The sequence below is a fragment of the Shewanella sp. 553 genome, assembly GCF_059338375.1.
This window is the reverse complement of sequence record NZ_CM181701.1, coordinates 2,305,625-2,328,742: the sequence shown is the minus strand read 5'-3', so window position 1 is coordinate 2,328,742 and position 23,118 is coordinate 2,305,625. Positions and strand designations below refer to the sequence as shown.

General features: G+C 46.6%; 18 protein-coding genes. 15 read left to right on the top strand and 3 right to left on the bottom strand.

Features of this window, described 5'->3' with window-relative positions:
* Positions 1-141: 141 nt before the first annotated feature.
* The 9 genes from AC5YBZ_RS10510 (at position 142) to AC5YBZ_RS10470 (ending at position 13,443) form a co-directional block, all read left to right on the top strand.
* Positions 142-3,546 carry a chromosome segregation protein SMC gene (locus AC5YBZ_RS10510; RefSeq protein ID WP_494542882.1) on the top strand — a complete coding sequence of 1,135 codons (3,405 nt, stop codon included), beginning with the start codon at positions 142-144 and terminating at the stop codon, positions 3,544-3,546.
* Between the two features lie 22 nt (positions 3,547-3,568).
* Positions 3,569-4,591, top strand: a complete 1,023-nt coding sequence (gene zipA, locus AC5YBZ_RS10505) for a cell division protein ZipA (RefSeq protein ID WP_494542881.1) — start codon at positions 3,569-3,571, stop codon at positions 4,589-4,591.
* Positions 4,592-4,660: 69 nt separating this feature from the next.
* Positions 4,661-6,670 (top strand): NAD-dependent DNA ligase LigA, encoded by a 2,010-nt coding sequence (ligA, locus tag AC5YBZ_RS10500; RefSeq protein ID WP_475514208.1) that lies wholly within the window; start codon positions 4,661-4,663, stop codon positions 6,668-6,670.
* A 150-nt stretch (positions 6,671-6,820) separates the two neighbouring features.
* On the top strand, positions 6,821-7,315 hold the full coding sequence (locus AC5YBZ_RS10495; RefSeq protein ID WP_475514207.1) for a DUF2919 domain-containing protein: 495 nt from the start codon (positions 6,821-6,823) through the stop codon (positions 7,313-7,315).
* Positions 7,316-7,382: 67 nt separating this feature from the next.
* Positions 7,383-8,195 (top strand): Rossmann-fold NAD(P)-binding domain-containing protein, encoded by an 813-nt coding sequence (locus AC5YBZ_RS10490; RefSeq protein ID WP_475514206.1) that lies wholly within the window; start codon positions 7,383-7,385, stop codon positions 8,193-8,195.
* Between the two features lie 364 nt (positions 8,196-8,559).
* Entirely contained in the window at positions 8,560-8,826 is a 267-nt protein-coding gene (locus AC5YBZ_RS10485) for a DUF4212 domain-containing protein (protein WP_110456929.1), read from the top strand.
* A gap of 12 nt (positions 8,827-8,838) precedes the next feature.
* Positions 8,839-10,557 carry a sodium:solute symporter family protein gene (locus AC5YBZ_RS10480; protein ID WP_494521546.1) on the top strand — a complete coding sequence of 573 codons (1,719 nt, stop codon included), beginning with the start codon at positions 8,839-8,841 and terminating at the stop codon, positions 10,555-10,557.
* A 359-nt stretch (positions 10,558-10,916) separates the two neighbouring features.
* Positions 10,917-12,764, top strand: coding sequence for a DUF294 nucleotidyltransferase-like domain-containing protein (locus AC5YBZ_RS10475; RefSeq protein WP_494542880.1), 1,848 nt, complete (start codon positions 10,917-10,919; stop codon positions 12,762-12,764).
* Positions 12,765-12,768: 4 nt separating this feature from the next.
* Positions 12,769-13,443 (top strand): exonuclease domain-containing protein, encoded by a 675-nt coding sequence (locus AC5YBZ_RS10470; RefSeq protein ID WP_494543715.1) that lies wholly within the window; start codon positions 12,769-12,771, stop codon positions 13,441-13,443.
* 151 nt (positions 13,444-13,594) lie between these two features.
* On the opposite strand, the gene AC5YBZ_RS10465 is transcribed toward AC5YBZ_RS10470, so the two are convergent.
* The gene (locus AC5YBZ_RS10465) at positions 13,595-14,659 is read right to left on the bottom strand and encodes a ketoacyl-ACP synthase III (protein ID WP_475514203.1); all 1,065 of its coding nucleotides are present in this window, start codon (positions 14,657-14,659) and stop codon (positions 13,595-13,597) included.
* Between the two features lie 842 nt (positions 14,660-15,501).
* Between AC5YBZ_RS10465 and AC5YBZ_RS10460 the strand changes: the two genes are divergently transcribed.
* Together AC5YBZ_RS10460 and gmhB are read left to right on the top strand one after the other, a co-directional pair.
* Positions 15,502-16,086 (top strand): uracil-DNA glycosylase family protein, encoded by a 585-nt coding sequence (locus AC5YBZ_RS10460; protein ID WP_494521550.1) that lies wholly within the window; start codon positions 15,502-15,504, stop codon positions 16,084-16,086.
* 180 nt (positions 16,087-16,266) lie between these two features.
* Positions 16,267-16,827 carry a D-glycero-beta-D-manno-heptose 1,7-bisphosphate 7-phosphatase gene (gmhB, locus tag AC5YBZ_RS10455; RefSeq protein WP_494521551.1) on the top strand — a complete coding sequence of 187 codons (561 nt, stop codon included), beginning with the start codon at positions 16,267-16,269 and terminating at the stop codon, positions 16,825-16,827.
* A gap of 93 nt (positions 16,828-16,920) precedes the next feature.
* Here gmhB and AC5YBZ_RS10450 read toward each other — a convergent pair whose 3' ends face one another.
* Positions 16,921-19,089, bottom strand: a complete 2,169-nt coding sequence (locus AC5YBZ_RS10450) for a sulfatase-like hydrolase/transferase (protein WP_494542879.1) — start codon at positions 19,087-19,089, stop codon at positions 16,921-16,923.
* A 46-nt stretch (positions 19,090-19,135) separates the two neighbouring features.
* The gene (locus AC5YBZ_RS10445; RefSeq protein ID WP_494542878.1) at positions 19,136-19,540 is read right to left on the bottom strand and encodes a hypothetical protein; all 405 of its coding nucleotides are present in this window, start codon (positions 19,538-19,540) and stop codon (positions 19,136-19,138) included.
* Positions 19,541-20,028: 488 nt separating this feature from the next.
* Between AC5YBZ_RS10445 and AC5YBZ_RS10440 the strand changes: the two genes are divergently transcribed.
* The 4 genes from AC5YBZ_RS10440 (at position 20,029) to AC5YBZ_RS10425 (ending at position 23,118) form a co-directional block, all read left to right on the top strand.
* Entirely contained in the window at positions 20,029-21,501 is a 1,473-nt protein-coding gene (locus AC5YBZ_RS10440) for a L,D-transpeptidase family protein (RefSeq protein ID WP_494542877.1), read from the top strand.
* A gap of 603 nt (positions 21,502-22,104) precedes the next feature.
* Positions 22,105-22,269, top strand: coding sequence for a hypothetical protein (locus tag AC5YBZ_RS10435; RefSeq protein WP_494542876.1), 165 nt, complete (start codon positions 22,105-22,107; stop codon positions 22,267-22,269).
* Entirely contained in the window at positions 22,256-22,456 is a 201-nt protein-coding gene (locus tag AC5YBZ_RS10430; protein WP_494542875.1) for a Flp family type IVb pilin, read from the top strand. Before AC5YBZ_RS10435 ends, AC5YBZ_RS10430 begins: the two co-directional genes overlap by 14 nt.
* A gap of 92 nt (positions 22,457-22,548) precedes the next feature.
* Positions 22,549-23,118, top strand: coding sequence for an A24 family peptidase (locus tag AC5YBZ_RS10425; protein ID WP_494542874.1), 570 nt, complete (start codon positions 22,549-22,551; stop codon positions 23,116-23,118).

Genomic DNA, 23,118 nt, shown 5'->3' with positions numbered 1-23,118 from the left:
CAGCAAAGCGCGAAAAACAAGAGCGAAATGAGCCGCTAAGCGATAAAAAACGTTACAAAATGCGCCGTGCTTTGCTAAAGTGGCAGCCAATATTCGCCGGAGTTTTTCAGGCTCCATCAATAAAGACGACCCGCTGGCTCAATGAGACTCAAACAGATAAAACTTGCTGGATTTAAGTCGTTTGTCGATGTTACTAAAATCCCTTTTAACCAACCGCTAAGTGCTATTATCGGCCCCAACGGCTGCGGTAAATCCAATGTCATTGACGCGGTGCGTTGGGTGTTAGGTGAGAGCTCGGCCAAACATCTGCGCGGCGACTCGATGTCCGATGTTATTTTTAATGGCTCCTCGGCCCGTAGGCCCGTTTCCGTCGCCAGCGTTGAGTTACTGTTTGACAATCAACAGGGGCGCTTAGCTGGGCAGTACGCCAGTTATCAAGAGGTCGCGGTTAAACGCCAAGTTAGCCGTGATGGTGATTCGGCGTATTTTCTCAACGGGCAAAAGTGTCGTCGTAAAGACATTACCGACCTGTTTATGGGCACCGGGCTTGGGCCGCGCAGCTACGCCATTATTGAGCAGGGGACTATCTCGCGGCTTATCGAATCTAAGCCGCAAGAGCTTAGAGTGTTTATTGAAGAGGCGGCGGGGATCTCGCGTTACAAAGAGCGCCGTCGTGAAACCGAAAATCGCATACGCCATACCCGTGAAAACCTAGAGCGCTTAGGTGATATTCGCCAAGAGCTAGGTCGTCAAATTGATAAATTGGCCGAGCAAGCCCAAGCGGCTAAACAATATCGTGCCCTAAAACAGACCGAGCGTACCCAAGATGCAGAGCTGAGCGTCTGTCGTTTTGTTGAGTTGCAAGCCCAGTTTGATAAGCTCAGCAGTGACATTGTTAGTCAAGAGCTGAAAAAAAGTGAGCTCGACGCCGCGAAAGAGGCCCTGCAAAGTGAGCATACTCAGCTTAAGGTGCAACTCGATGAACTCGATCAACAAGAGCATCGTCAGGTAGAAGATTTTTATCTAACCGGCACCCATATCGCCAAACTCGAACAATCTCTAAAACATCGTCAGCAGCAAGATGCCCACTTGCATCAACGGGTTGAAGATACCCAAGCTAAGCTGATGCAAACTCAGGGTCAGTTGAGTGAGTTAGATGATCGCCGCGAGCAACTAAGCCAACATCACCAAGCAGCAATCGATGCATACCAACAGTTGTCGATGCAACTTGAGGTGTTTGATGAGCAGCTCGTCGAAGCCGAACAAGCATTTGAGCAAGATAGCGAGGCACAAGTGCTCGCCACACAAGCGCAAAATCAGCACCAGTTAGCCTATAAAGTGGCGCAAACGGAACTGAGCCACAGTCAAAGTAACTTGGCACAAAAGAGAACTCAAAAAGCGGCTTTAGTCACTCAGCTTGCCAAACTCAATCAAGATAACGCCAAGATCCAGCTGCAGCAATTACAAGCTCAGCGCGATGATTTACAAGCGCAATCTAAACGGCTTAACCAGAGTAATCAGCAGTTAAATAGCCAATTAAATGAGCTAGAACAACAAGATAAACGTCTCACGCAGCAGATAGATGCGCTCTCAGAGTCCTTAGCCGAGGAGCGAGGTCGTTTCAATGTCGTCAATCGTTTACTGCCCAGTGAAGATACCCATGATGGCAGTGCCCTATGGCAAACCCTTAACGTGACTCCCGGATGGGAAGTGGCCATCGACTTGGCGCTCGAAGGGGTGCTGACCCAAAAAGTGGACGCCGCATCTGGTCATGGGTTTGTCACCACTGAATCCCATGACTGGGTGGGTGTTAGCGCCGCCGTTAACTTGACCCCTTGGTTGGCGCACTTGCGCTGGGCGAACGATTTAAGTAGCGCACAAGCCTTGCTGCCCAGTATCGAGCAACATGAACGTATCGTGACAGCCGATGGCTACCTAATCGGTCATGGGTTTATATTGCAAAAAAGCGAACAGGGCAGTGCTTTAATTCAGCTTAAAATGGAAAAAGAGGCATTAACGGCCAGTATTTCAAGCAGCGAAGCGACCTTAAACACCTTTCGCCAGCAGTCGCAGCTGTGTGCTAGCGAACTGCTAACCTGCCGCACTCGTTGCAAGGATGGCGCGGTTCAAATGCAGCAAATGCAATTGAGTCTTGAGCGATTACATAGCCAAATTGATGCTGCTGAGCAGCGCATAGCCCATGCCCGTGAGCAGCATAGTCAGCTTGAGATGCAGCTCAGTGAACTAGAACTGACTTTAGCGGCCGATGAGCAGCGCTGCCTAGGCTTAAGTGAGCGCTTAAGCTTCGATGAGTCCCGTGCTAGCGACCTGATTAAGCAAAGCGAACTGCGTGCTCGGGCGCAGCAAGAAAGTAGCGCCCAACTTAAACGATTAAAGCAGCAGCGCGCCGACTGCGCTCGCCAGTGCAGTCAGAGCCAAACCGCGCTGCAAACATTGCAAACTGATCTAGCGCTCAATCAACAACAAATACAACAGCTGCAACAACAGATCGGTGAACTGTCAGCTGCATCGGCCGCCCTAAGCCAGCAACTTGGGGGGAGCGACCAAGCAATAAGCGATCACAGCGCGCAGCAGATGCAGCAGCAACTGAACGCAGAGCTGGAAATACAACAAGCTAAGCAGCAAGCATTGACGGCATTACGTGCGCAGCAAGCGCAATTACAAACTCAGATCGATGAGATAGTAACTAAGCAAAAACAACTATTTGGTAATATCGAACACTTGACTCAGGCTATCAGCACGCTAAAGTTACGACGCGAAGGCATAAAGGGACAGGCCGATAGCCAACGGGCCTTGCTGACAGAACATGAGATTAATCTCGAGGCGGTTAAAGCCACACTCGATGCAGCAACCACTGTCGGACAGCGTCAAAAAGCCTTAGAGCAGGTTCGAGTCCGTATTACTCAGTTAGGCGCCATCAATTTGGCTGCAATTGAAGAGTATGAGCAACAAAGTGAGCGTAAACACTATTTAGACAGCCAAGATGCCGACTTAAATAAGGCGCTTAACAGTTTAGAAGAAGCGATCCGCAAGATTGATAAAGAAACCAAAACCCGCTTTAAAGAGACATTTGATAAGGTTAATCAAGATTTAGGGTTATTGTTTCCTAAGGTGTTTGGTGGTGGCAGTGCGCAGCTAGCATTGACCGATGACGATTTGCTTGAAACCGGAGTGACCATTATGGCGCGTCCACCAGGCAAAAAGAATAGTACAATTCACCTGCTTTCTGGTGGAGAAAAAGCGCTAACCGCTTTATCATTGGTATTTGCAATTTTTAGGCTCAATCCGGCGCCTTTTTGTATGTTGGATGAGGTCGATGCGCCACTCGATGACGCTAATGTCGACAGATTCTGTCGTTTAGTTAAAGAGATGTCTCAAAGCGTACAATTTGTTTATATTAGTCACAATAAGATCACCATGGAATTGGCGGATCAATTAATAGGTGTCACTATGCATGAACTAGGGGTATCACGCATAGTTGCCGTCGATATTGATGAAGCGGTGGCGTTAGCCGACGCAGGATAATTTTGGGAAAACAGGGTAATCAATGGAAAATTTGCAACTGGTATTGTCCGTGTTAGGAGCGATAGCCATTATCGCGGTACTTGTGCATGGTTTTTGGTCCATTAGACGGCAGCAGCCTAAGTCATTAAAGTCTGGATCCATGGCGGAAATGTACACAGATAAAAATCGTGATCGCGAAGGCTTTGACGCCGACGGTATTGGCGCCGTGCGTGTACGAAAACTGAGCCCTGAAGAAGTACCTGCGCGTGCTATGGGTGATGCTGCGGCGATAAACCCGGGTGTTCACAGTGTTGATGCGCCAACGGAGACCTCAAGTCGTGACAGTGAAGCTGACTTTACCTTGTCTGACGAGCCCCACGCCAAAGTGACTCGCCCTCGCCAAGAACCCGTCACGGCTGGACGCGATGCAGGCCATAAAGATGTAGGCCACAAAATTGAACCAAGTATCGGTAGCAACGAGCAACACAGTCCAGAGACAGTAGAACAAATGGAGTTAGGTTTAGGGCAAACACCGGCTCAAAGTTCATTTTTTGATGATGTTCAACCGCTCGATGAAACACCGCAAGTTGCCGAGCCTACAGAACCGCTAGCAGCGTCATCGGCGCAAGCTGAGATTAAGGATGAGCCACTGGGCGAACCACAAGATGTGCTGGTACTGCATGTTGTGGCCAACGAAGGCGAAACGTTACAGGGTGCCGAGTTACTGCCGAGCTTATTAACCCTCAACTTTAAATTTGGCGACATGGATATTTTCCATCGCCATGAGGATAACGCTGGAACAGGTAAGGTATTATTTTCGTTGGCTAATATGGTTAAGCCTGGTGTGTTTAACCCCGATGAAATGGAGCAGTTTACCACTCAAGGTATCGTGTTATTTATGACACTACCTTGTTATGGCGACCCACTGATGAACTTTTCAATTATGCTGAATTCGGCGCACCAATTGGCCGATGATTTAGGCGGCAAGGTACTCGACGGTGGCCGCAGCTTATGGAGTGAGCAAACTAAGCAGTCATACCTACAACGCATCCGTGCCCAAGCGTAAATTGAAGCATATATATTGAAAATAGAGGCCGCAGATGCGGCCTCTATTGCTTAATCTGGACGAGAAACCATGCAAGCCATACAAGACGAAATTCAACAACTCACCGCCGAACTTAATCTTCACAATTACCGTTATTATGTCGACGACGCGCCGTCTATTCCCGATGCCGAATATGACCGCCTTATGCGCCGCTTACAGAGTTTAGAAGCGCAATACCCTGAGTTTGCCTTAATGGATTCACCGACCCAACGTGTAGGCGGTGCCGCGCTAGCAAAGTTTGACCAAGTGACACATTTAAAGCCGATGCTTAGCCTAGACAATGTGTTTAGTGATACCGAATTTAATGCTTTTTATAAACGTGTGAGCGATAAAACCATCACGGCGCCCGCATTTTGCTGTGAGCCCAAACTCGATGGTTTGGCGGTCAGTATTTTATATCGCAATGGGCTATATGAACGCGCCGCCACCCGCGGCGATGGCACCGTGGGCGAAGACATTACCGAAAATGTGCGCACCATTAAATCGATACCATTGCGCCTGCGTGGTGATGATTTTCCGCCATTGTTAGAGGTACGCGGCGAAGTATTTATGCCTAAAGCCGCGTTTGAAGCGGTCAATAATAAGGCGCGCCAAAAGGGTGAAAAGCTGTTTGTTAATCCGCGTAACGCTGCAGCTGGCAGCTTGCGTCAACTCGACAGTAAAATTACCGCCAGCCGCGCATTAGCCTTTTATGCCTATGCGCTCGGAGTCGTCGAACCTGAATCTTGGCCCTTGGCAGACAATCATTATGAGCAGTTAATGCAGCTTAAAGCTTGGGGGCTGCCCGTAAGCGCCGAAGTGAAAGTGTGCAAGGATATCCCTGCTATTTTTGCCTATTATCAAGATATTATGGCGCGCCGAGCCGACTTAGCTTATGAAATTGATGGGGTAGTGCTTAAGGTCAACGATATCGCGCAGCAAAAGCAGCTTGGCTTTGTGGCCAAAGCGCCGCGCTGGGCAACCGCCTATAAATTCCCCGCCCAAGAGGAGTTAACGGTACTCGAAGGGGTTGACTTTCAGGTCGGGCGCACTGGCGCAGTGACCCCGGTAGCGCGGTTAAAACCTGTGTTTGTGGGTGGGGTGACGGTGTCGAACGCCACCTTGCATAATGCCGACGAGATCGCACGTCTTGGGGTGAAAATTGGCGACAGTGTCATTATTCGCCGTGCTGGCGATGTGATCCCGCAAATTGTGGCTGTAGTAAGTGATAAGCGTCCCGATGATGCACAAGACATTGTTTTTCCTATGGCTTGCCCTGTGTGTGGCAGTGATGTGGAGCGTATCGAAGGTGAAGCTGTGGCCCGTTGCAGTGGCGGCCTGTTTTGTGAAGCGCAGCGTAAAGAGGCGATTAAGCACTTTGCCTCACGCAAGGCATTAAACATCGATGGCATGGGCGATAAAGTGGTCGAGCAGATGATCGATAAAGAGCTTATCGAAAGCCCTGCGGACCTATTTAAGCTGAGCGCATCATCATTGACCATGCTAGATCGCATGGGGCTTAAGTCAGCCACCAAGTTAGTCGCAGCCATTGAAGCGGCGAAACAAACTACCTTTGCCCGTTTTCTCTATTCATTAGGGATCCGCGAGGTAGGTGAGGCCACCGCAGCTAATTTGGCCCATTATTTTAAAACCCTCGATAAGTTGATTCAGGCTGATGCCGAGACCTTTATGAAGGTCGATGATGTCGGAGTGATTGTGGCGCAGCATCTGGTGCACTTTTTTGCCCAGCCCCATAACCTTGAAGTGGTCGAGCGACTGCTAGAGGCGGGCGTGACTTGGCCTGCAATCGAAGAGGTCGCCGCCGATGAACAACCACTAAAAGGGCAAACTTGGGTGTTAACTGGCACCTTAAATCTGCTTAATCGTAACGATGCCAAGGCGCAATTACAGGCTCTTGGCGCCAAAGTGGCAGGCAGTGTGTCGAAAAATACCGACTGCTTAGTAGCTGGAGAAGCCGCTGGTTCAAAGCTAATTAAGGCGCAGGAGTTAGGGGTGAAGGTGATCGGTGAAGATGAGTTATTAGCCTTACTCAATGGGTAGCCCAAACACCTAAGTCACTCGGCTGGCAGATAATATTATCGGGTATCTGTCAGCTTATTATTGTCTACCGCTTATGCGTTAGCGCTGTCACTGCCAGTATCACACTTCTTGCAATGCCGCTAAGGGTTGGCTCATTACGGAGATGCACGTTTGAATTTTGGTCACATCAACTGGATTGATGACAATGGGCACTTTAAACCGCCTATCATGCTTTACCTGATCTTGGCGTTTATCGCTCGAGGTTGGTGTGTGTTTATCGCCTCGCTGACCCAAGCCAGTGACAGGGCGGCCTTGGTGGCGTTGATCTATCCGCAAAAGTCTGATTTTCTGTTGGCATTAGCCGCCGGTGCCGGGGCATTAATACTGTATGCATTGGTGATAGCCGAGCGTAAACGCGCTCCTTGCTGGGCTCGTCCTTTATTCAATCAATTGAAGTGGTTGTTGGTGTTGCTATTGATGATTGATGGTGGCTTGTTACTACAACGCTTAATACATAATCACTTTTTGTACACATGGCACTTTGGTCTGGACGCGCTCTTTTTGTTTTGGAGTCTGTTGTATATCGCCAGTTCCAAACATCTGCGTTATTACCTTAATGACTGGCGAGCTGACGCTAACGTGGCCCATATCGATAGCGGGAAGTGAACTGACTTTGCTGGCTTGAGGATTTAAGGTATTTTATGGTTACCATTATTTTTAATAAAGATACTTTATGATTCATTCAGTTGCCGTTGTCGGTTGTGGTTGGTTTGGCTTACCCTTAGCCCAAGCGTTGGTGGAAAAAGGTCTGTCTGTGCGTGGATCTAAACGGGATGCAGCTCAAGCATTAGCATTAAAAGAGCAAGGCATTGATGGGTTTGCATTAGATCTTGACGCGCAGCAGCCTGTTGATGGTGGGCAGTTAGCTAAACTTCACGCCGATGCGATAGTCATTAATATCCCCCCAGGGCTTCGCCGTGGCGACACTGGTTATCTTGCGCGACTTGAACGTCTACTGACGCTGATGGGCGACCATGCCTATCAGCGCATTATCTTTATTAGCACCACAGGCGTGTATCCTGCTAATGGCAAGGTGCAACATGAAGCTGACGCCAAAGCATATAACGATACCAGTGAGATCCTGCTGCAGGCTGAAGCCATGTTTACAGGGGCGGTTGTTGTTCGATTTGCCGGATTGATGGGGCCTAAACGTCATCCGGGGCGTTTTCTAGTCGGTAAAACGGGCTTAACTGGGGCAATGTTATCGGTCAACATGACTCACCTTGATGATTGTGTCGGCGGCGTGATGGCCTTACTTACCCATCAAGGCCCACTGGCGCCAGCTTATAATATCTGCTCCCCCGATCATCCTAATAAGGTTGCATTCTATCAGCGCGCGGCGGCAATGCTCGGTTTAGCTGAGCCAGAGTTTGCCTCATCGGGAGATAAGGCCGAGGATAAAGTGGTCGACGGCTCGCTCATTTGTCAGCAGCTGGGTTATCAATATTGCCATCAGGATCTATTTAATACGCTTAACTTTTGTTAGCCCTTCAATTTAACAATAACTTGGTGTACTCACCAAGTTATTGTTAGCCAACATTGCCCGTTTTGCCAAGGTCAGAGTTTACTGCTTCATTTTATCCATACAAGTGTAACCATTTCTCAAGTCACCCGGCGCGCTAGTAATTAACGAATTAGTCACATTTCTGTTCGACATTAGTCTAATGTTGCCGTTTCATATTTTGCTTGCATTACGCTTACGTAAACCTGTATCTAATTGTTTTTAAATTGTTAATTTAGAGCCCGCTAAAAGGTTTACGCTGGCGTTAGACTAAGGTCGTGATTGTTGTTGCGCAGATGCTTGCTAGATTAAATTTTGATTTAATCATAATTAGCACAGGGGAGTCGTAATGGCTTTTGAAAATAACGAAAAGGCAGAAGGATACTGGCGTGAGAATTTACGCTTGGTACTTGGACTGCTGGCAATATGGGCTGCTGTTTCATTTGGCTGTGGCATTTTACTGGTCGATGTACTTAATGAAATCCATTTTATGGGCTTTAAGTTGGGCTTCTGGTTTGCTCAGCAAGGGGCTATCTATGTATTCGTTGCGCTTATTTTTGTCTACGTGGCGAAAGCCAACACGCTAGATAAAAAATACGGTGTTCATGAAGATTAAGGAGTAACGAATATGGATATACAAACATTAACTTATCTGATTGTTGGCGCAACCTTCGCGCTTTACATTGGTATTGCGATTTGGTCTCGTGCTGGTTCGACTAAAGAATTTTATGTCGCTGGCGGTGGTGTCCATCCTATTATGAACGGTATGGCAACAGCGGCTGACTGGATGTCTGCAGCGTCATTTATTTCGCTTGCTGGTATCGTCTCTTTTGTTGGTTATGACGGCTCTGTCTACCTGATGGGCTGGACCGGTGGCTACGTATTACTGGCGCTATGTATGGCACCTTATCTGCGTAAGTTTGGTAAGTTTACCGTACCTGACTTTATTGGCGACCGTTATTATTCTCAGACAGCGCGCACGGTGGCGGTTATCTGTGCCATCTTTATCTGTTTTACTTATATCGCAGGACAAATGCGTGGTGTAGGAGTAGTGTTCTCACGTTTCCTCGAGGTTGAGATTGAAACTGGAGTGTATATCGGTATGGGCGTGGTGTTCTTTTATGCCGTGCTCGGTGGCATGAAGGGGATCACTTACACCCAGGTTGCACAGTATTGCGTATTGATTTTCGCTTTTATGGTGCCAGCTATCTTTATCTCTATCATGATGACGGGACATATTTTGCCGCAAATTGGCTTTGGGGCCGAACTGATTGATGCCGCGGGCAATGGGACTGGGGTCTTTTTGCTTGAGAAACTCGATGGCCTCTCGGCGGAACTGGGTTTCTCCCAGTATACAGAGGGCTCTAAGAGCATGATTGATGTGTTCTTTATCACTGGAGCCTTGATGTTTGGGACGGCAGGTTTACCACACGTGATTGTTCGCTTCTTCACGGTACCAAAGGTGAAAGATGCTCGAGTGTCGGCTGGTTGGGCATTGGTGTTCATCGCCATTATGTATACCACGGTGCCTGCTTTGTCAGCGTTCTCTCGTGTAAATATGATTGAGACCATTAATGGTCCAGATGCTAGCGGTGTTGCTTATGAAACTGCGCCTGACTGGATTAAAAATTGGGAAAAAACCGGTTTGATTAGTTGGGATGATAAAAATGCCGATGGAAAGCTTTATTATGCCAATGGTGAGGCCAATGAAATGACGATTGACCGCGATATCATGGTACTCGCAACGCCTGAAATTGCTAATTTGCCTGCTTGGGTTATTGCATTGGTGGCTGCGGGAGGCATGGCTGCAGCGCTGTCGACAACAGCTGGTTTGCTATTGGTGATTTCAACGTCGGTTTCACATGATCTACTGAAGAAAAACTTGATGCCTGATATCTCTGATAAAAAAGAACTTATGTATGCCCGTGTAGCGGCTGGTTTAGGCATCGTTATGGCTGGCTACTTTGGTATTAATCCACCCGGTTTCGTGGCTGCGGTGGTCGCGATAGCCTTTGGTTTAGCAGCATCATCCTTGTTCCCTGCGATCATCATGGGGATCTTCTCTCGCACCATGAACAAAGAAGGTGCGGTCGCAGGTATGGTAACCGGTTTGCTGTTTAGTGCTGCGTATATTATTAACTTTAAGTTTATCAATCCTGCAGATAATAATCCTGAGCATTGGTTATTGGGTATTTCGCCAGAAGGGATTGGTATGCTTGGTATGATAGTAAACTTTACCGTGGCCTTTATTGTCAGCAGAGTGACGACAGCCGTACCCCAAGATGTGGTGGATATGGTTGAGTCGATTCGCTTCCCTAAAGGGTCTGGCGAGGCGCATGATCATTAATCAATCATGATCTTAAGTTAAGAAGGAGCGCTGAGCGCTCCTTTTTTATGACTCTGGTTGCGTAGCATGATGTGTGGAGGCATTAATCGATTAGCTACGGTGTCATTGGGAATAAACATGGATAAATGTATCGATTTGGCTGGCCATAAGTCGTATAGCAAGATGTGATGACTCAAGGTTATAGTGATATTTAGCGGTGGTTTTATGTTGAGCGAGTCAAGCACATACTGTATTTATATCCATCCAGTCATGATAATAAGCCGGTGTGCCTTACATCTATCATTCGCTCACTGCTTCATTTTATTATGATAACGCGTTAGAGGATCAATCGATCCTCACATTACTTGATGAGGTCGATTATGGATGCCAGTGAGTTACAACCCATCACCGATTTTTTGCGCCAGCTTCCGCCATTTGACACTTTGTCTGCCAGCACTTTAGCGCGCTGTTGTCGTACGTTGACCATAGGCTACTACAGTAAAGCCTCAACCTATGTGCCGTTAGATGAAAGCCATCCGCAGTTGTATATCGTCCGCAGTGGCGCATTTGAGGTGCACGGTGATGACGGTGACTTAATTGATAGGTTAGGTGATGGCGACTTTTTTGGTTTTCCCTCTTTACTGTCTGGCGAGAAAATAAGCAATAAAATTCAAATTCTTGAAGATGGTCTAGTCTATCATCTCGACCCCGATACTTTTAATCAACTACGCAGTGAAAGCCGTGAATTTGATCGCTTTTTTAATCGCGCCTTTGCTAAACGTTTACGTCACCAAAGCCGTTTCAAGGCTAAAGAATTAGGCTCCACCAGTCGGGTGAGTAGTTTGATGTCTAAACAGCCACTGACACTCGATATCAACGCCAGCGTGACCCAAGCGGCCTGCTTAATGCGCGATTCGCGGGTGTCGTCCTTGTTAGTTATCGACAATCATAAACTGGCCGGTATTTTAACCGACAGAGATTTACGTAATCGGGTTTTAGCGCTGGGGCATGATGGCCAATTGCCTGTGCATCAAGCCATGACCAGCCATCCCATAACCTTATCCTCAAGTGCCTTAGTGTTTGAGGCGATGTTACTGATGAGTCAGCATAATATTCATCATTTACCGATAGTGGATAACGAGTTACCCGTGGGCGTGGTCAGTAGCACAGATATTTTACGCGGACAAAGCTCGCAGCCTTTATTGTTGATTGGTGAAATTGAGCGACAAAACAGTTTGGATAGTCTCATCGCTGTCAGTAAACAGATCCCGCTGTTGTTGCAAAACCTCATCAGCGCCGATGCCAGAGCCGAAGAGATTGGTCGCGTACTCACGTCGGTAACCGATGCCCTTACTCGGCGACTGATCTTACTTAATCAGCAGATCTTGGGCCAAGCGCCTATGCCTTTTTGCTGGTTGGCCTTTGGCTCTCAGGGGCGGCAAGATCAGGTGGCGTGTTCAGATCAAGATAACGGTTTATTGTTAGCCCATGATATGGATGAACAGGCCAAGGGGTATTTTGATGCACTCACCAAAGCGGTATGTGCCGGCCTAGATAGCTGTGGTTATATCTATTGCCCTGGTGACATCATGGCGCAAAACCCTCAATGGCAAATGACCTTAAAGCAGTGGCAAAATAAGTTTCGTCATTGGGTCGATAGCCCAGAGCCTAAGGCGTTAATGCATGCCAGTATCTTTTTTGATATGCGCTGTGTTTATGGGCCACAGAGTTTATTTGACAGCCTGCAATCGCAGGTGCTTGCATCGACCAAAGACAATGATATTTTTTTAGCCGGGATGGCGGGTAACTCGCTGCAAGTCTCACCGCCGCTGGGCTTCTTTAAGAAATTTGTCTTAGAACGTGATGGGCAAGAGGTTAAAGGAATCGATTTAAAGCATAAAGGCAGCGTCTTAATTAACGATATCGCCCGTGTTTATGCACTCTCGGCGGGGATCAAAGAGGTTAATACTGCCAAGCGCATCCGATTGTTGATGGAGCAAAACATCATTAATCGTAAAGATGCGCTTAACCTTGCCGATGCTCATGAGTTTATTGCCCATATCCGCTTATCAAATCAAGGTTATCAATTTACCCACAATCAGGTGCTGAGTAACTATTTGATGCCCCAAAACTTGTCATCACTAGTGCGCCATCAACTGCGTGATGCGTTTAAAGTGGTGCATGACGCGCAGGCGGGCATGAAGCTTAAGTTTATGCGGAGCTTTTAGGGTGTTGCATCATCCTATGCTTAAAAGCCGCTTATGCTGGCGCACGGCGACAACCAAGCATCCACAGCTCAAGGCTTACCAACAGGCATTACTGGATAACTTAGCCCGTAATGTCGAGCAAGTGAGTCTAGTGGCCATTGATTTGGAGATGACAGGCCTGAACCCTGTTTGCGATCAAATCTTGAGTATTGGTGTCGTCCCGATTCAGCAGGGGCGGATTTTACTGCAACAGGCACAACATAAACTGGTGCAAATTGAGGGCAGTGTCGGTCAAAGCGCTACCATTCACGGCATATTAGATATGCATCTGCAACAAGCCGTATCGATGAAAACGGCAATGCAATGGTTTTTAAGCGTCACTCAGGGCAAGGTGCTAGTGGCGCATCACTCTCCTTTGGATTTGGCCTTTTTACAGGTAGGGCTTGCTCAAGCTTATGGTGAACACATTAAGCTGATGGCGGTTGATACTTTGGCACTGGAAAAAAAGCGATTGCTGCGTCAGCATGAGGTATTGCAAGAGGGGGCCTTGCGCTTGGGGGCTAGCCGAGCCCGTTATGGCTTGCCCGTTTATGCGGCCCATAATGCGTTAATCGATGCCATTGCCTGTGGTGAATTATTGTTAGCTCAAGTTGCGGCCATGGGCGGTGGCGATAAACTTAAGGTGAGCGAGCTATTTTAGGTCCACTCTAGGTTGCCGATGAGCGCATCAATCAATTTTGATAAATGCGATTATTATTGGGTGTGTGTCATACAAGCGATTAAATAAAAAATGTCGGCAAATGCCGACATTTTTTATGTATCAGGCGTGTGCGCCTTAGTGTGGATAACGATTAACCGCAGAAATGCTTAACGGCTCTGGCGACCAGTTCGATACCGGTTTTATCACAAGGTGGCAGCTCTGCATCAGATTGGTTAATTGGAGTGATGCGATCGCCCCATTTAAACAACACGGCTGCCGAGGTTAGGCCAGCGCCAAAGGCACAAGATAAAATGGTTTGATTCGGTTTAATCATCCCTTTTTCGAGCGCATCACAGATAGCAATCGGGATGGTTGCCGCAGAGGTGTTACCGTAATTGGCAATGTTGACCACTGCTTTTTCTTTAGGGATCTTCATGCGGCTGATTAGGGTATCAATAATGCGCTCATTAGCTTGGTGCGGAATGACCCAGTCAATATCGTCTTTATCTACGCCACACTTTTCAAGCACTTGGGTGCTGAGTTTACCCATACCGGCAATGGCACGCTTAAAGATCTCTTGGCCATTGAATTCGATATAAAAGTCCAGAGACGCGGCATTAAATCGGTCCATAGCGGTACCGAAGCTCGCTTTAAGGATGTCGCGCGCAGCAGGATCGTTATTCAGCTCATAACCTAAAATACCACCAGGTTGGTCGGTAGCTTCTACTACCACGGCGCCAGCGCCATCGCCAAACAATACGGCGGTATCACGGCGTGACCAATCAAGATAATAAGAGAGACGTTCGGCGCCAATCACCAGTACTCGCTTAGATTGGCCACTCTTAATTTGTGAGCTGGCCAGACCTAGCCCATACAGAAAACCACTGCAGGCGGCGTTGATATCAAAAGCGCCACAGCTTGCGCCAATATTGGCTTGTACTGTTGATGCAATGTTGGGTATTAGAGTGTCTGGGCTCGCAGTGGCTAGGATTATCAAGTCGATATCACTGCCTTCAAGCCCTGCTGCAGCTAATGCACGCTGTGCAGCAACGGATGCCAGTTCCGATGTGTTGACATGGCTAATGTGTCGTTGGCTTATGCCGGTGCGAGGCTTAATCCATTCATCTGACGTATCGATAAAAGTCGCAAGATCATGGTTTGTAAGCGTGGCGGGGGGAACACATTTTCCCCAACCTGTAATGGTGGCGTACTGCATCTTATATTCTCTCAAAATAATAAAGGCAGAAGCACAGCTCTGCCTTATCGAACTAATCTAAATAAGCCTAGCAATAAGTTGATAAATCAACCGTGATCTAGTCGACTTGTTGTGCAAGCAAATGCTTAAATGTATCTGCTGCATCTAATATGTGTTCCCTAAAAGTACAGAAACGGATTTTTCTACATCTCTAGTGGCACTGCACGAGTAGGATGCTATGGGGCAGCTTTAGTGCTAGTGCCTGTCAATAACAACTGTAAATGAATATTGCGGTCGAGATTGGTGTTTACATCATAATAAAATCAAGCGTCCGGGCGATTATCGGCTTGATAGAAACAGGTATGAAACTGGCTATTGAGTTCACTCCTGCCGCCAGAGATACGGTGTATATTGCTTGCTTGATCCAACGCAGTTTTACAGACAGATTCCGCTTACTGCGATATCTCCTGACTGCATGTTCTCTCTTAAGGTTCTCACTACACTTAGTTTGTATACTTTGTGAACACATAAGGCCAGCTCGGCTCATACTTGTCGTAATGTATATGCATGATAGTCGCTGAGCCGGATAAGATTACCGTTTATAACGCTATAAATAAAGGGAAACTGTGGTTTCGCTTTACATAAAATGACGCTTGTAAGCCAGTGTAAGCCGAGGTGATGTGTGTATGATTGGCCTATAATGGCGCATTAGGTTAACGGTAGTGTTTGAATTTATCGTTATGGTTTAGATAAGCTCACGGCAAACCCGTGGATCAATAGCAAAATAAGGCAGGTACATCATTTCCAGCGACATCATTATCATCAATTCAAAGCGGCAGCTTTTAGCAGATCAAGGCTCGACGTTGAGTCGGTTAGTCAATGAGGTAGCGCAGTGCCAGTTGTGCCGAGCGTATTTACCGTTGGATGCTCGGCCGATCATTCAGGCGGCGGCGCAGGCTAAAATTTTGATCGCAGGACAAGCGCCCGGCAGGGCGGCAAATGAGACCGGTGTGCCTTTTCATGATGCCAGTGGTGAGCGCTTACGTAAGTGGCTGGGTGTTAGTCGTGAGCAGTTTTATGATCAGCAGTTGTTTGCCATTTTACCTATGGCGTTTTGTTATCCTGGCAAAGGCAAAAGTGGCGATCTGCCGCCTAGGCCAGAATGCGCCGTAATGTGGCGACATAAACTATTAAGTCAGCTGACAGAGGTTAAGCTGACCCTAGTGATTGGTCAATATGCCCAAGCCTACCATTGCCCAACGCCTAAAGGCAGTGTTGCCTTAACCTTGACTCAGCGAGTCAGAAATAGCTGTACCGATCAAGATGAAGTATTGCCGTTGCCTCATCCTAGCCCGCTCAATAACCGCTGGTTAAAGGCCAATCCATGGTTTGAAATTGAAGTCTTACCTTCGCTAAAACAGCGGGTTGCTGAAATTATTGCTGACTAATTTGAACTCAGGTTTACCAACAAGATAACTTTCACTGTGGAACATGAGTTTAAAACCCTGGTCAATAAGATAATTTTATTCATTTTGTATTCATTATAGAGATAGAACGGTGCATTTTAGTGATTGTGGTGTGATAATAATGTCCATTAAATTGTGTTGTTCTGATTTGGGGTATTTCCTGTGAATCCTGCTGTGTTCCTAGATAGAGATGGTGTCATCAATATTGACCATGGTTATGTACATCAAGTGGATGATTTTGAATATATTGACGGTGTATTCGAGGCGTGTGCCGAATTAAAGCAGATGGGCTATAAACTGGCTGTAGTCACCAATCAGTCAGGCATCGCCCGTGGACGCTATAGCGAAGAGCAATTTCACCGTTTAACCGAATGGATGGATTGGAACTTTGCCGATAAAGGCGTTGAGTTAGATGGCATCTATTACTGTCCGCATCATAGTGATAAAGGCATTGGTGAATACAAAATCGATTGTGACTGCCGTAAACCCAAGCCGGGAATGCTCAATAGTGCGGCGCAGTTTTTAGCGATCGACCTGTCAACATCGGTCATGGTCGGCGACAAGCGTGATGATATGTTAGCGGCTGAAGCAGCCGGTGTCCCAACACGTATCCTGGTTCGTACCGGTAAAGAGGTGACTGATGAGGCCATTGCCGCAGCGACCGTGGTTCTCGATTCAATCGCCGATGTGCCTAAGTACCTACGTACTTTGGCAGCGGGTTAACGGAGACGCTCATTCCAAAGTGAACTCTGCCACGCATTATTTAGCTTAATCGTGAACAATAGCGTTGACTGCCGCCTAAAGATTATGTGGTGGTTAGCGCGATAATGGAACATCTTGTCCCTTGACATACTGTGCGTGATCAGTGTTGACAGCCCTGTTTTTGCTTAGCTGTAGCTTAAATGAAGGGCTGCATGCGCTGCGTGGTGTACCAATAAAATCTGCTTGATAGTGCAAGCATAATGAATCGAGCATCGTTTCCCAAGGCGCATTACCCGAATAATCGCTGAGGTTATGCCAGCGCTTGTTTGCCGTATCCACTAAGATAAGCCGTTCATCTTTAGGCAGCATAACCAGTTGCCAGTGCTCGGCATACACTGAGCGTTGCTTTAATTGGATATTATTGTAATAGGACTCAGGTTTCATTACCGCTCGTCCATCATCCCTTATCTCGTAATGAGATGCGGTTTCTGACATCACCTTTTTATTATCGATAAAGCTGGTATTAATTGAACGCACTGGCAGTGACGATTCGACAAATATATGTCTGTTATTACTAAAGCTCAGCTCCTGTGGCAGTTCTTCGCCATCGAATATCATGTCTTCATCTATCGATGCTCTAGAGGCGGTATGGGTGAGTTCTGACATTATTGTTGGTGCTAGGTCAATCAATGAAAATAAACCATCTACTTTGCCAGCAGGGTTTATCGGTTTACCATCTCGATACCTTAATGAAGCGAGCACCACCTGCGATTGTTCCTGAGATAGAATGTTTGTGCCATGTCCCCATGCGGCGACATTGAGTGCTGTTGGAACAATAGCAGGGTCTGTTTGTACCAAACTATCAGCGGCAACGAGCTTATCTTGACTCAATAAAAAGCCTTCACCGTGATCCGATAACAGGTAGACCACAGCATTGTCTAGTAGGCCGCCTTGGCGCAATTTGCCGATAAAGTCGGCAATCTGTACATCAACTTTTTTAATCATTTCGCTGTACATATAGTGATTGTAATTACCATCCCAACGTGATTTATCCAGCTCGATAAAATCCTTTGAGGTGAAAGGCCAATGTAATTGACAAAAATGTACCGCTAAAAAATTAGGTTTATCGACCGACAAACTCTGAAGAACCTCATGATTAAACAGCAAAGGATCGTAAGTTTTCCCATAGGCGCGATTGATATAGAGATAGGGAAATAGCTTGCGCGATAGCGGAGCATTAATCATTAAGTTAACCAAGGGGAGATCGGCTACATTCGAGATAATTGCATCGGCAGCCCCTACTTTGGGGCCAACAACGCGATCGAAGCCATAACTAGCATCGATTTGATTGAAGCGGCGCTCATCGATAGCATAAGTGGCCTGATAGCCACTGGCAGAAAGCTGCTTTAATATGGGAAACGGTTTTTCGACGAATTCTGGCGGTGCAAGGTTAAACCTAGCGCCGTTATTAATGGGGTATAAGCCTGATAAAATCCCCATCCACGCCACATAAGTACGACCTTGCGGCGTATAGGTTTGATTATAAATCAATGATTGCGACAATAACTGATTCAGTGTTGGTGCAAGCGATCTATCGGCGCCGCGATAAGCAAGGTGATCTGGACGTAAACCATCAATACCGATAATAAAAATATTAGGCTGATCGTGACTCTTGGGGAGCGTCGGTGTGCTTGTGTTGCTGCTAAAAAGATAAACAGGCACCAAGCTAAACACCAATAGGCTAATGGTGAATAGAATGCTGAGTCCTCTTTTCTTACTAGCGATGGTGTCCATCAAAGCATAAACAAGATTCGCTAACAGTAATAGCGCTAAGGTCGCTACTGCTATACCGCTTGCCAGCGGCGTGCCACGAAAAAAACCCAGTAACGATGTCGGATAAAAATAGGCATTTGCTGACAGCACAAAAATGCAGTGCACTAGTAACAGCACCAACCAAATTTGTGTTTTGACATTATCATTAGAGCAGGTAGCAAACCATGGGCGGCAGGAAAGGGTGATCACCCAAGCCCAACCTATATGCAGTACCAAGACCATTAGCGCAAAATAGATCAGGTCTAACACCAAACCACTACTCACTAAGTGCTCATCTTCGATATGAGTCATAGCATTGGCAATTGAAAAGACAGAGTAATACTGGATTAGCTGTTTATAGTTAATCGCAATAACAATAAACAACACCAGCAAGGCAAACGTTCTGAAAAAGGTGCGCGCGAGTGTGACAGTGCTTGCTGGGGTAATGTTATGTTTTATTGTATTAGGCATAGTCTCTCAATCATATCTTGCTATGAGGGTTTAAATACCTCGGCTTTTACTTTAGTTTGTCGAGTTCAATAGCGCCATCGATAGGCTGCTGTGTATTTAGCTTTAGGTCCTGTGTCGAGTTCGATGCTGCGCGCGCAATCTTGCGACTCGTTGGTGGGGTCGCGCTGTCAGTGTCAAGCCTATCTATAGTTGATTCGTTTATCTGAGTGGCCATATTGACTTGAAAGTCATCGAAATTAGCCAATAAAGTATCTTCATTACCCGATGGCCAATCACCCAGTAATAGATAACGTTCTGCTAATGTCTTACCCGATTCAGTGTCGGACTTTAAGGCTTGATGCGTTTTTACCCCTCTCCAGGCTGGGTAGATAATGGTCAGTAATAATAGGCTTATTAGCACGATTAATATCACTTGCAGTCGTTGCGGCTGAGTTAATTTTATATTGTTCATGCTTAATAATTATCCTGCACTCTTTACATAGGTAACATAGGTAACATAGGTAATAGCTGCATATAGGCAATCGCTACGGCACTGCATTTATGTCGCTGTGACTAATCTGATATTTCAAGTATAGATGACTCATTAATCTCTGATGTCAGTCGCGCTGTTTAGCATACGTAAGCTTGACAAAACTAGCGGCTTTATCTTATTCACTTATCTAAAAAATGTCATACAACAAACAATAGTCCCTAATCATCTTGTTTAAAAGTGATGTATGAGCTAAACCTGAGCTACTGACTACACTTAAGTGGACTTTGGCATCATTTCATTAAGGTGACGCATATGACGCTGTGACCGTGATAAACGCCTCTATGATTCGATTTTATACTTCGAACTCTAATCGTGACTGGCAGCAGTACTCACTGGCAGCAGTACTCAATGTTGTTAGGTGGGTGCTAGGTATATATGAACTCAGATAAATGGATGATATCGACAACATGAAACCTTATTTACTCAGCGAACGATTACTCGCATTTACCTGTGTTTTGCTCTACCTCATCGGCCTGCCAGCGTTGGTGACGGCTGAACCAGTCTTACAGACAGCGCAGCTTAATCAGCCAGTGAAACATGAGCCGGCGTTTATTTGGCTCAATGAGCAAGGCCCGAAGCCAATTACGCTCGATATGCTCTCACTCGCGCAAGACCTAGGCTTTTGGCAGCCAACAAACGAGCCATTGGCTGGCGCTTATACTTCAGCTTCTAATGCGGTAGATGACCGCTATTCACAACTATTTATCGATATGATCCAAACCATAAGGCTAGGACAGGGCAATGCAGCGCTGTTGAGTGTTGAACAATTACGCCGCGCCGCACAAGCTCAGCGGTTACATAACCTGCTCGATAGCATGTTACCCGAACATAAACAGGTGCAATTGTTACGCGAGCAAATTAGGCACTATCAACAACTTGAACGATATGTATGGCCATCAATTTCGCCCATGTCATACCGTTTTGGACAAAGATCGCCCGAAATAGCCAAATTGCGCTGGATGCTGACTCAATTAGGTGACTTACCACCTAAGGCGCCTAACAATTATCGTGATGCGATTTATGATCCTGTCCTCGTTAGCGCCATCAAGCATTTTCAACTAAGGCACGGATTAACTCAAAGCGGAGAACTCGATAACGCGACGCTGCAAGCCTTACATATATCACCATCGCAGCGAATTTTGCACCTGCGCCAAGCCTTATTTCGCTGGTTTGCGTTACCCACGCAACTGCCGCAACGCTACCTGTGGGTCAATATTCCGGCCTACCAATTACAGATTATGGAAAATGACACCAGCGTATTGAATATGCGAGTGATTGTCGGCAAACCCGCCACGCCGACGCCTCAAATGGTGACCACACTGACGCTAGTGACATTGAACCCGACCTGGACCCCGCCCAGAAGTATTGTTTATGGAGAGTTATTGCCTAAAAATGGCCGCTCGCCAGGGTATCTGGCTGCCCATGGGTTTGAGCTGCGTAAAGTCAGTCAAGGTCATTCTTCAGTGATACCATTGGCAAACCAATCGTCTAAGCAAGTCGCCGCTCTGCTGAGCGAGTATCAACTCGTGCAACAACCCGGCGCTAATAATTCATTGGGGCGCTATCGATTTTCTATTCCAAATAATGAAGCGATTTATCTGCATGACACCCCGATTAAGTCGCTGTTTACCCATCAAGACCGCGCCTTGAGCCATGGTTGTGTTCGTTTGGAACAAGCTGATGCCTTAGTTAACTATCTATTAAATCAGCATATTAAACAGTCGTCCGCGGTTATTAAAGATGCGTTAACACAACCATCGCCGCGTTATATTAAGCTCGCAGAACCGTTGCCCGTATTAATGACCTATTTAACCACTTGGATAGATACGAATGGAGTGGTGCAGTTTCGCCCCGATATTTACCAGTTAAACCCCCCTTAAGGCGAATAGAGGACAGCCTAGCGATTAGGCGCTAGCCCGTCACTCCTCGCTTTTCACTTATAGCTCGTCACTTATAGCCCGCTCAAGCATCGCCTATGATGTATTTCTTATGACTCGGTTAATCTAGGTTAATAACGGCTAAAGGATAACGGCGCTGAAGTCGTTAGCTGTGTATTGCGTTATAGCATTAGCCTAGTCATTTGCGCTGCCTTAGAGGTGCCTTACTGTCGCCCAATAAAGCTGTCACATAACAATGCAACATCAAGCCTTATGCTTCCTTTTACGACAACATTCTTGCTACTACTTGCTACTACTTGCTATTAAGCGTCTTGCCTAAACTCATTGTATTGGAAATATAATGTTGCCATAAAGCGCAATAGCCTTGCGGTAATTATTTATTTTTTATTTTTAAGCTGTGTATTGTAAAAACTTTGCTACCTTTAAATGTAACAGCAATGTGAAATGGTGCGATTTTACCTCCAATTGCTGCACAGCAGGCTAGGTCGCGAGCGTTAGGGCTTGTACCTGCCATTATCAACGATTGGCAATAGTAACCAATGCTCGACAACAAATAATGGCACCGTTGAATACAAGGAAAACGAGATGGTGAAGCAGAAAGTGAGTTATGAAAGTGAGCTAGATGAGCATAAGCAAGTTTACGTATCGCGTCATGATATCACTCAGTATCTCAGCGCTCAGTATCTCGGCACTCAGTATCTCGACAGTATGCCCTTTGGGTCGTTAGGAGAAAATTATGAACCTTACTAACATATTGAAAGATTTTATTGAAGATGAAAGTGGCTTAACGGCAGTGGAGTATGCCATCGCCGGTGGCTTGGTGGTCGGCGGTATGATTGCCGCCTTTAACCTGTTGGGAACAAATGCAACAGCTAAAATTGATTGCCTCGCCTCTGCTGTGAATGGTGCTAGCACCGACTGTACTACAACTCCTTAAGGTACTGAGGTCTATAGAGATGCCTAGTTTGACCTGTAAGCTAGGCATCTATACTACTTATTTCCATGCCAATTTAAAGAGATCCTATTTCGATGACAGATGCCCAGTTAGTGCTTCAAATTACGTTGGCAGCGCTGTTTTTTATCATCGCCATCGCTACCGATTTAAGATCGCAACGCATTCCTAATGCCTTGTCATTGGCAGCGATTTTCTGTGGTTTTGCCATCAACGGATATTATGCACAGCTTAATGGCCTGCTGTTAGCCAGCTTTGGCTTTGCTCTGGCATTTATCATCTTGTTTCCGGTATTTATGATTCGGGTTCTCGGCGCTGGCGACATTAAATTAATGATGGGGATTGGCGCCTTAATGGGCCCAGAATTGTTAGCCTGGAGTCTGTTATATGGCGTTGCTGCAGGCAGTATCACCAGCTTGATACTTGTGTTGTGGCGCACCGGTTTTAGTGGTGTAGTCAACACGCTTAAGCGTTATTGGGACTGCATTTACTGCAAAACCTATTTCAAACCTGAGTCTGGCGAAGCTGCGGGACAAAAAGTGCCCTATGCCCCCGCATTGGCCATAGGCTGGTTGGTGGCTTGCAGCATCAACTATGATTTACCCAGTATTTATTTGCAGTTAAGCCATTCTTTAGCGGGGGCGTAA

Bases quoted from the DNA above. Each gene is read 5' to 3' on its own strand.
- AC5YBZ_RS10510 (WP_494542882.1), top strand. From the start codon at position 142: ATGAGACTCAAACAGATAAAACTTGCTGGATTTAAGTCGTTTGTCGAT.
- zipA (WP_494542881.1), top strand. From the start codon at position 3,569: ATGGAAAATTTGCAACTGGTATTGTCCGTGTTAGGAGCGATAGCCATT.
- ligA (WP_475514208.1), top strand. From the start codon at position 4,661: ATGCAAGCCATACAAGACGAAATTCAACAACTCACCGCCGAACTTAAT.
- AC5YBZ_RS10490 (WP_475514206.1), top strand. From the start codon at position 7,383: ATGATTCATTCAGTTGCCGTTGTCGGTTGTGGTTGGTTTGGCTTACCC.
- AC5YBZ_RS10485 (WP_110456929.1), top strand. From the start codon at position 8,560: ATGGCTTTTGAAAATAACGAAAAGGCAGAAGGATACTGGCGTGAGAAT.
- AC5YBZ_RS10480 (WP_494521546.1), top strand. From the start codon at position 8,839: ATGGATATACAAACATTAACTTATCTGATTGTTGGCGCAACCTTCGCG.
- AC5YBZ_RS10475 (WP_494542880.1), top strand. From the start codon at position 10,917: ATGGATGCCAGTGAGTTACAACCCATCACCGATTTTTTGCGCCAGCTT.
- AC5YBZ_RS10465 (WP_475514203.1), bottom strand. From the start codon at position 14,659: ATGCAGTACGCCACCATTACAGGTTGGGGAAAATGTGTTCCCCCCGCC.
- AC5YBZ_RS10450 (WP_494542879.1), bottom strand. From the start codon at position 19,089: ATGCCTAATACAATAAAACATAACATTACCCCAGCAAGCACTGTCACA.
- AC5YBZ_RS10445 (WP_494542878.1), bottom strand. From the start codon at position 19,540: ATGAACAATATAAAATTAACTCAGCCGCAACGACTGCAAGTGATATTA.
- AC5YBZ_RS10440 (WP_494542877.1), top strand. From the start codon at position 20,029: ATGAAACCTTATTTACTCAGCGAACGATTACTCGCATTTACCTGTGTT.
- AC5YBZ_RS10435 (WP_494542876.1), top strand. From the start codon at position 22,105: ATGGTGAAGCAGAAAGTGAGTTATGAAAGTGAGCTAGATGAGCATAAG.
- AC5YBZ_RS10430 (WP_494542875.1), top strand. From the start codon at position 22,256: ATGAACCTTACTAACATATTGAAAGATTTTATTGAAGATGAAAGTGGC.
- AC5YBZ_RS10425 (WP_494542874.1), top strand. From the start codon at position 22,549: ATGACAGATGCCCAGTTAGTGCTTCAAATTACGTTGGCAGCGCTGTTT.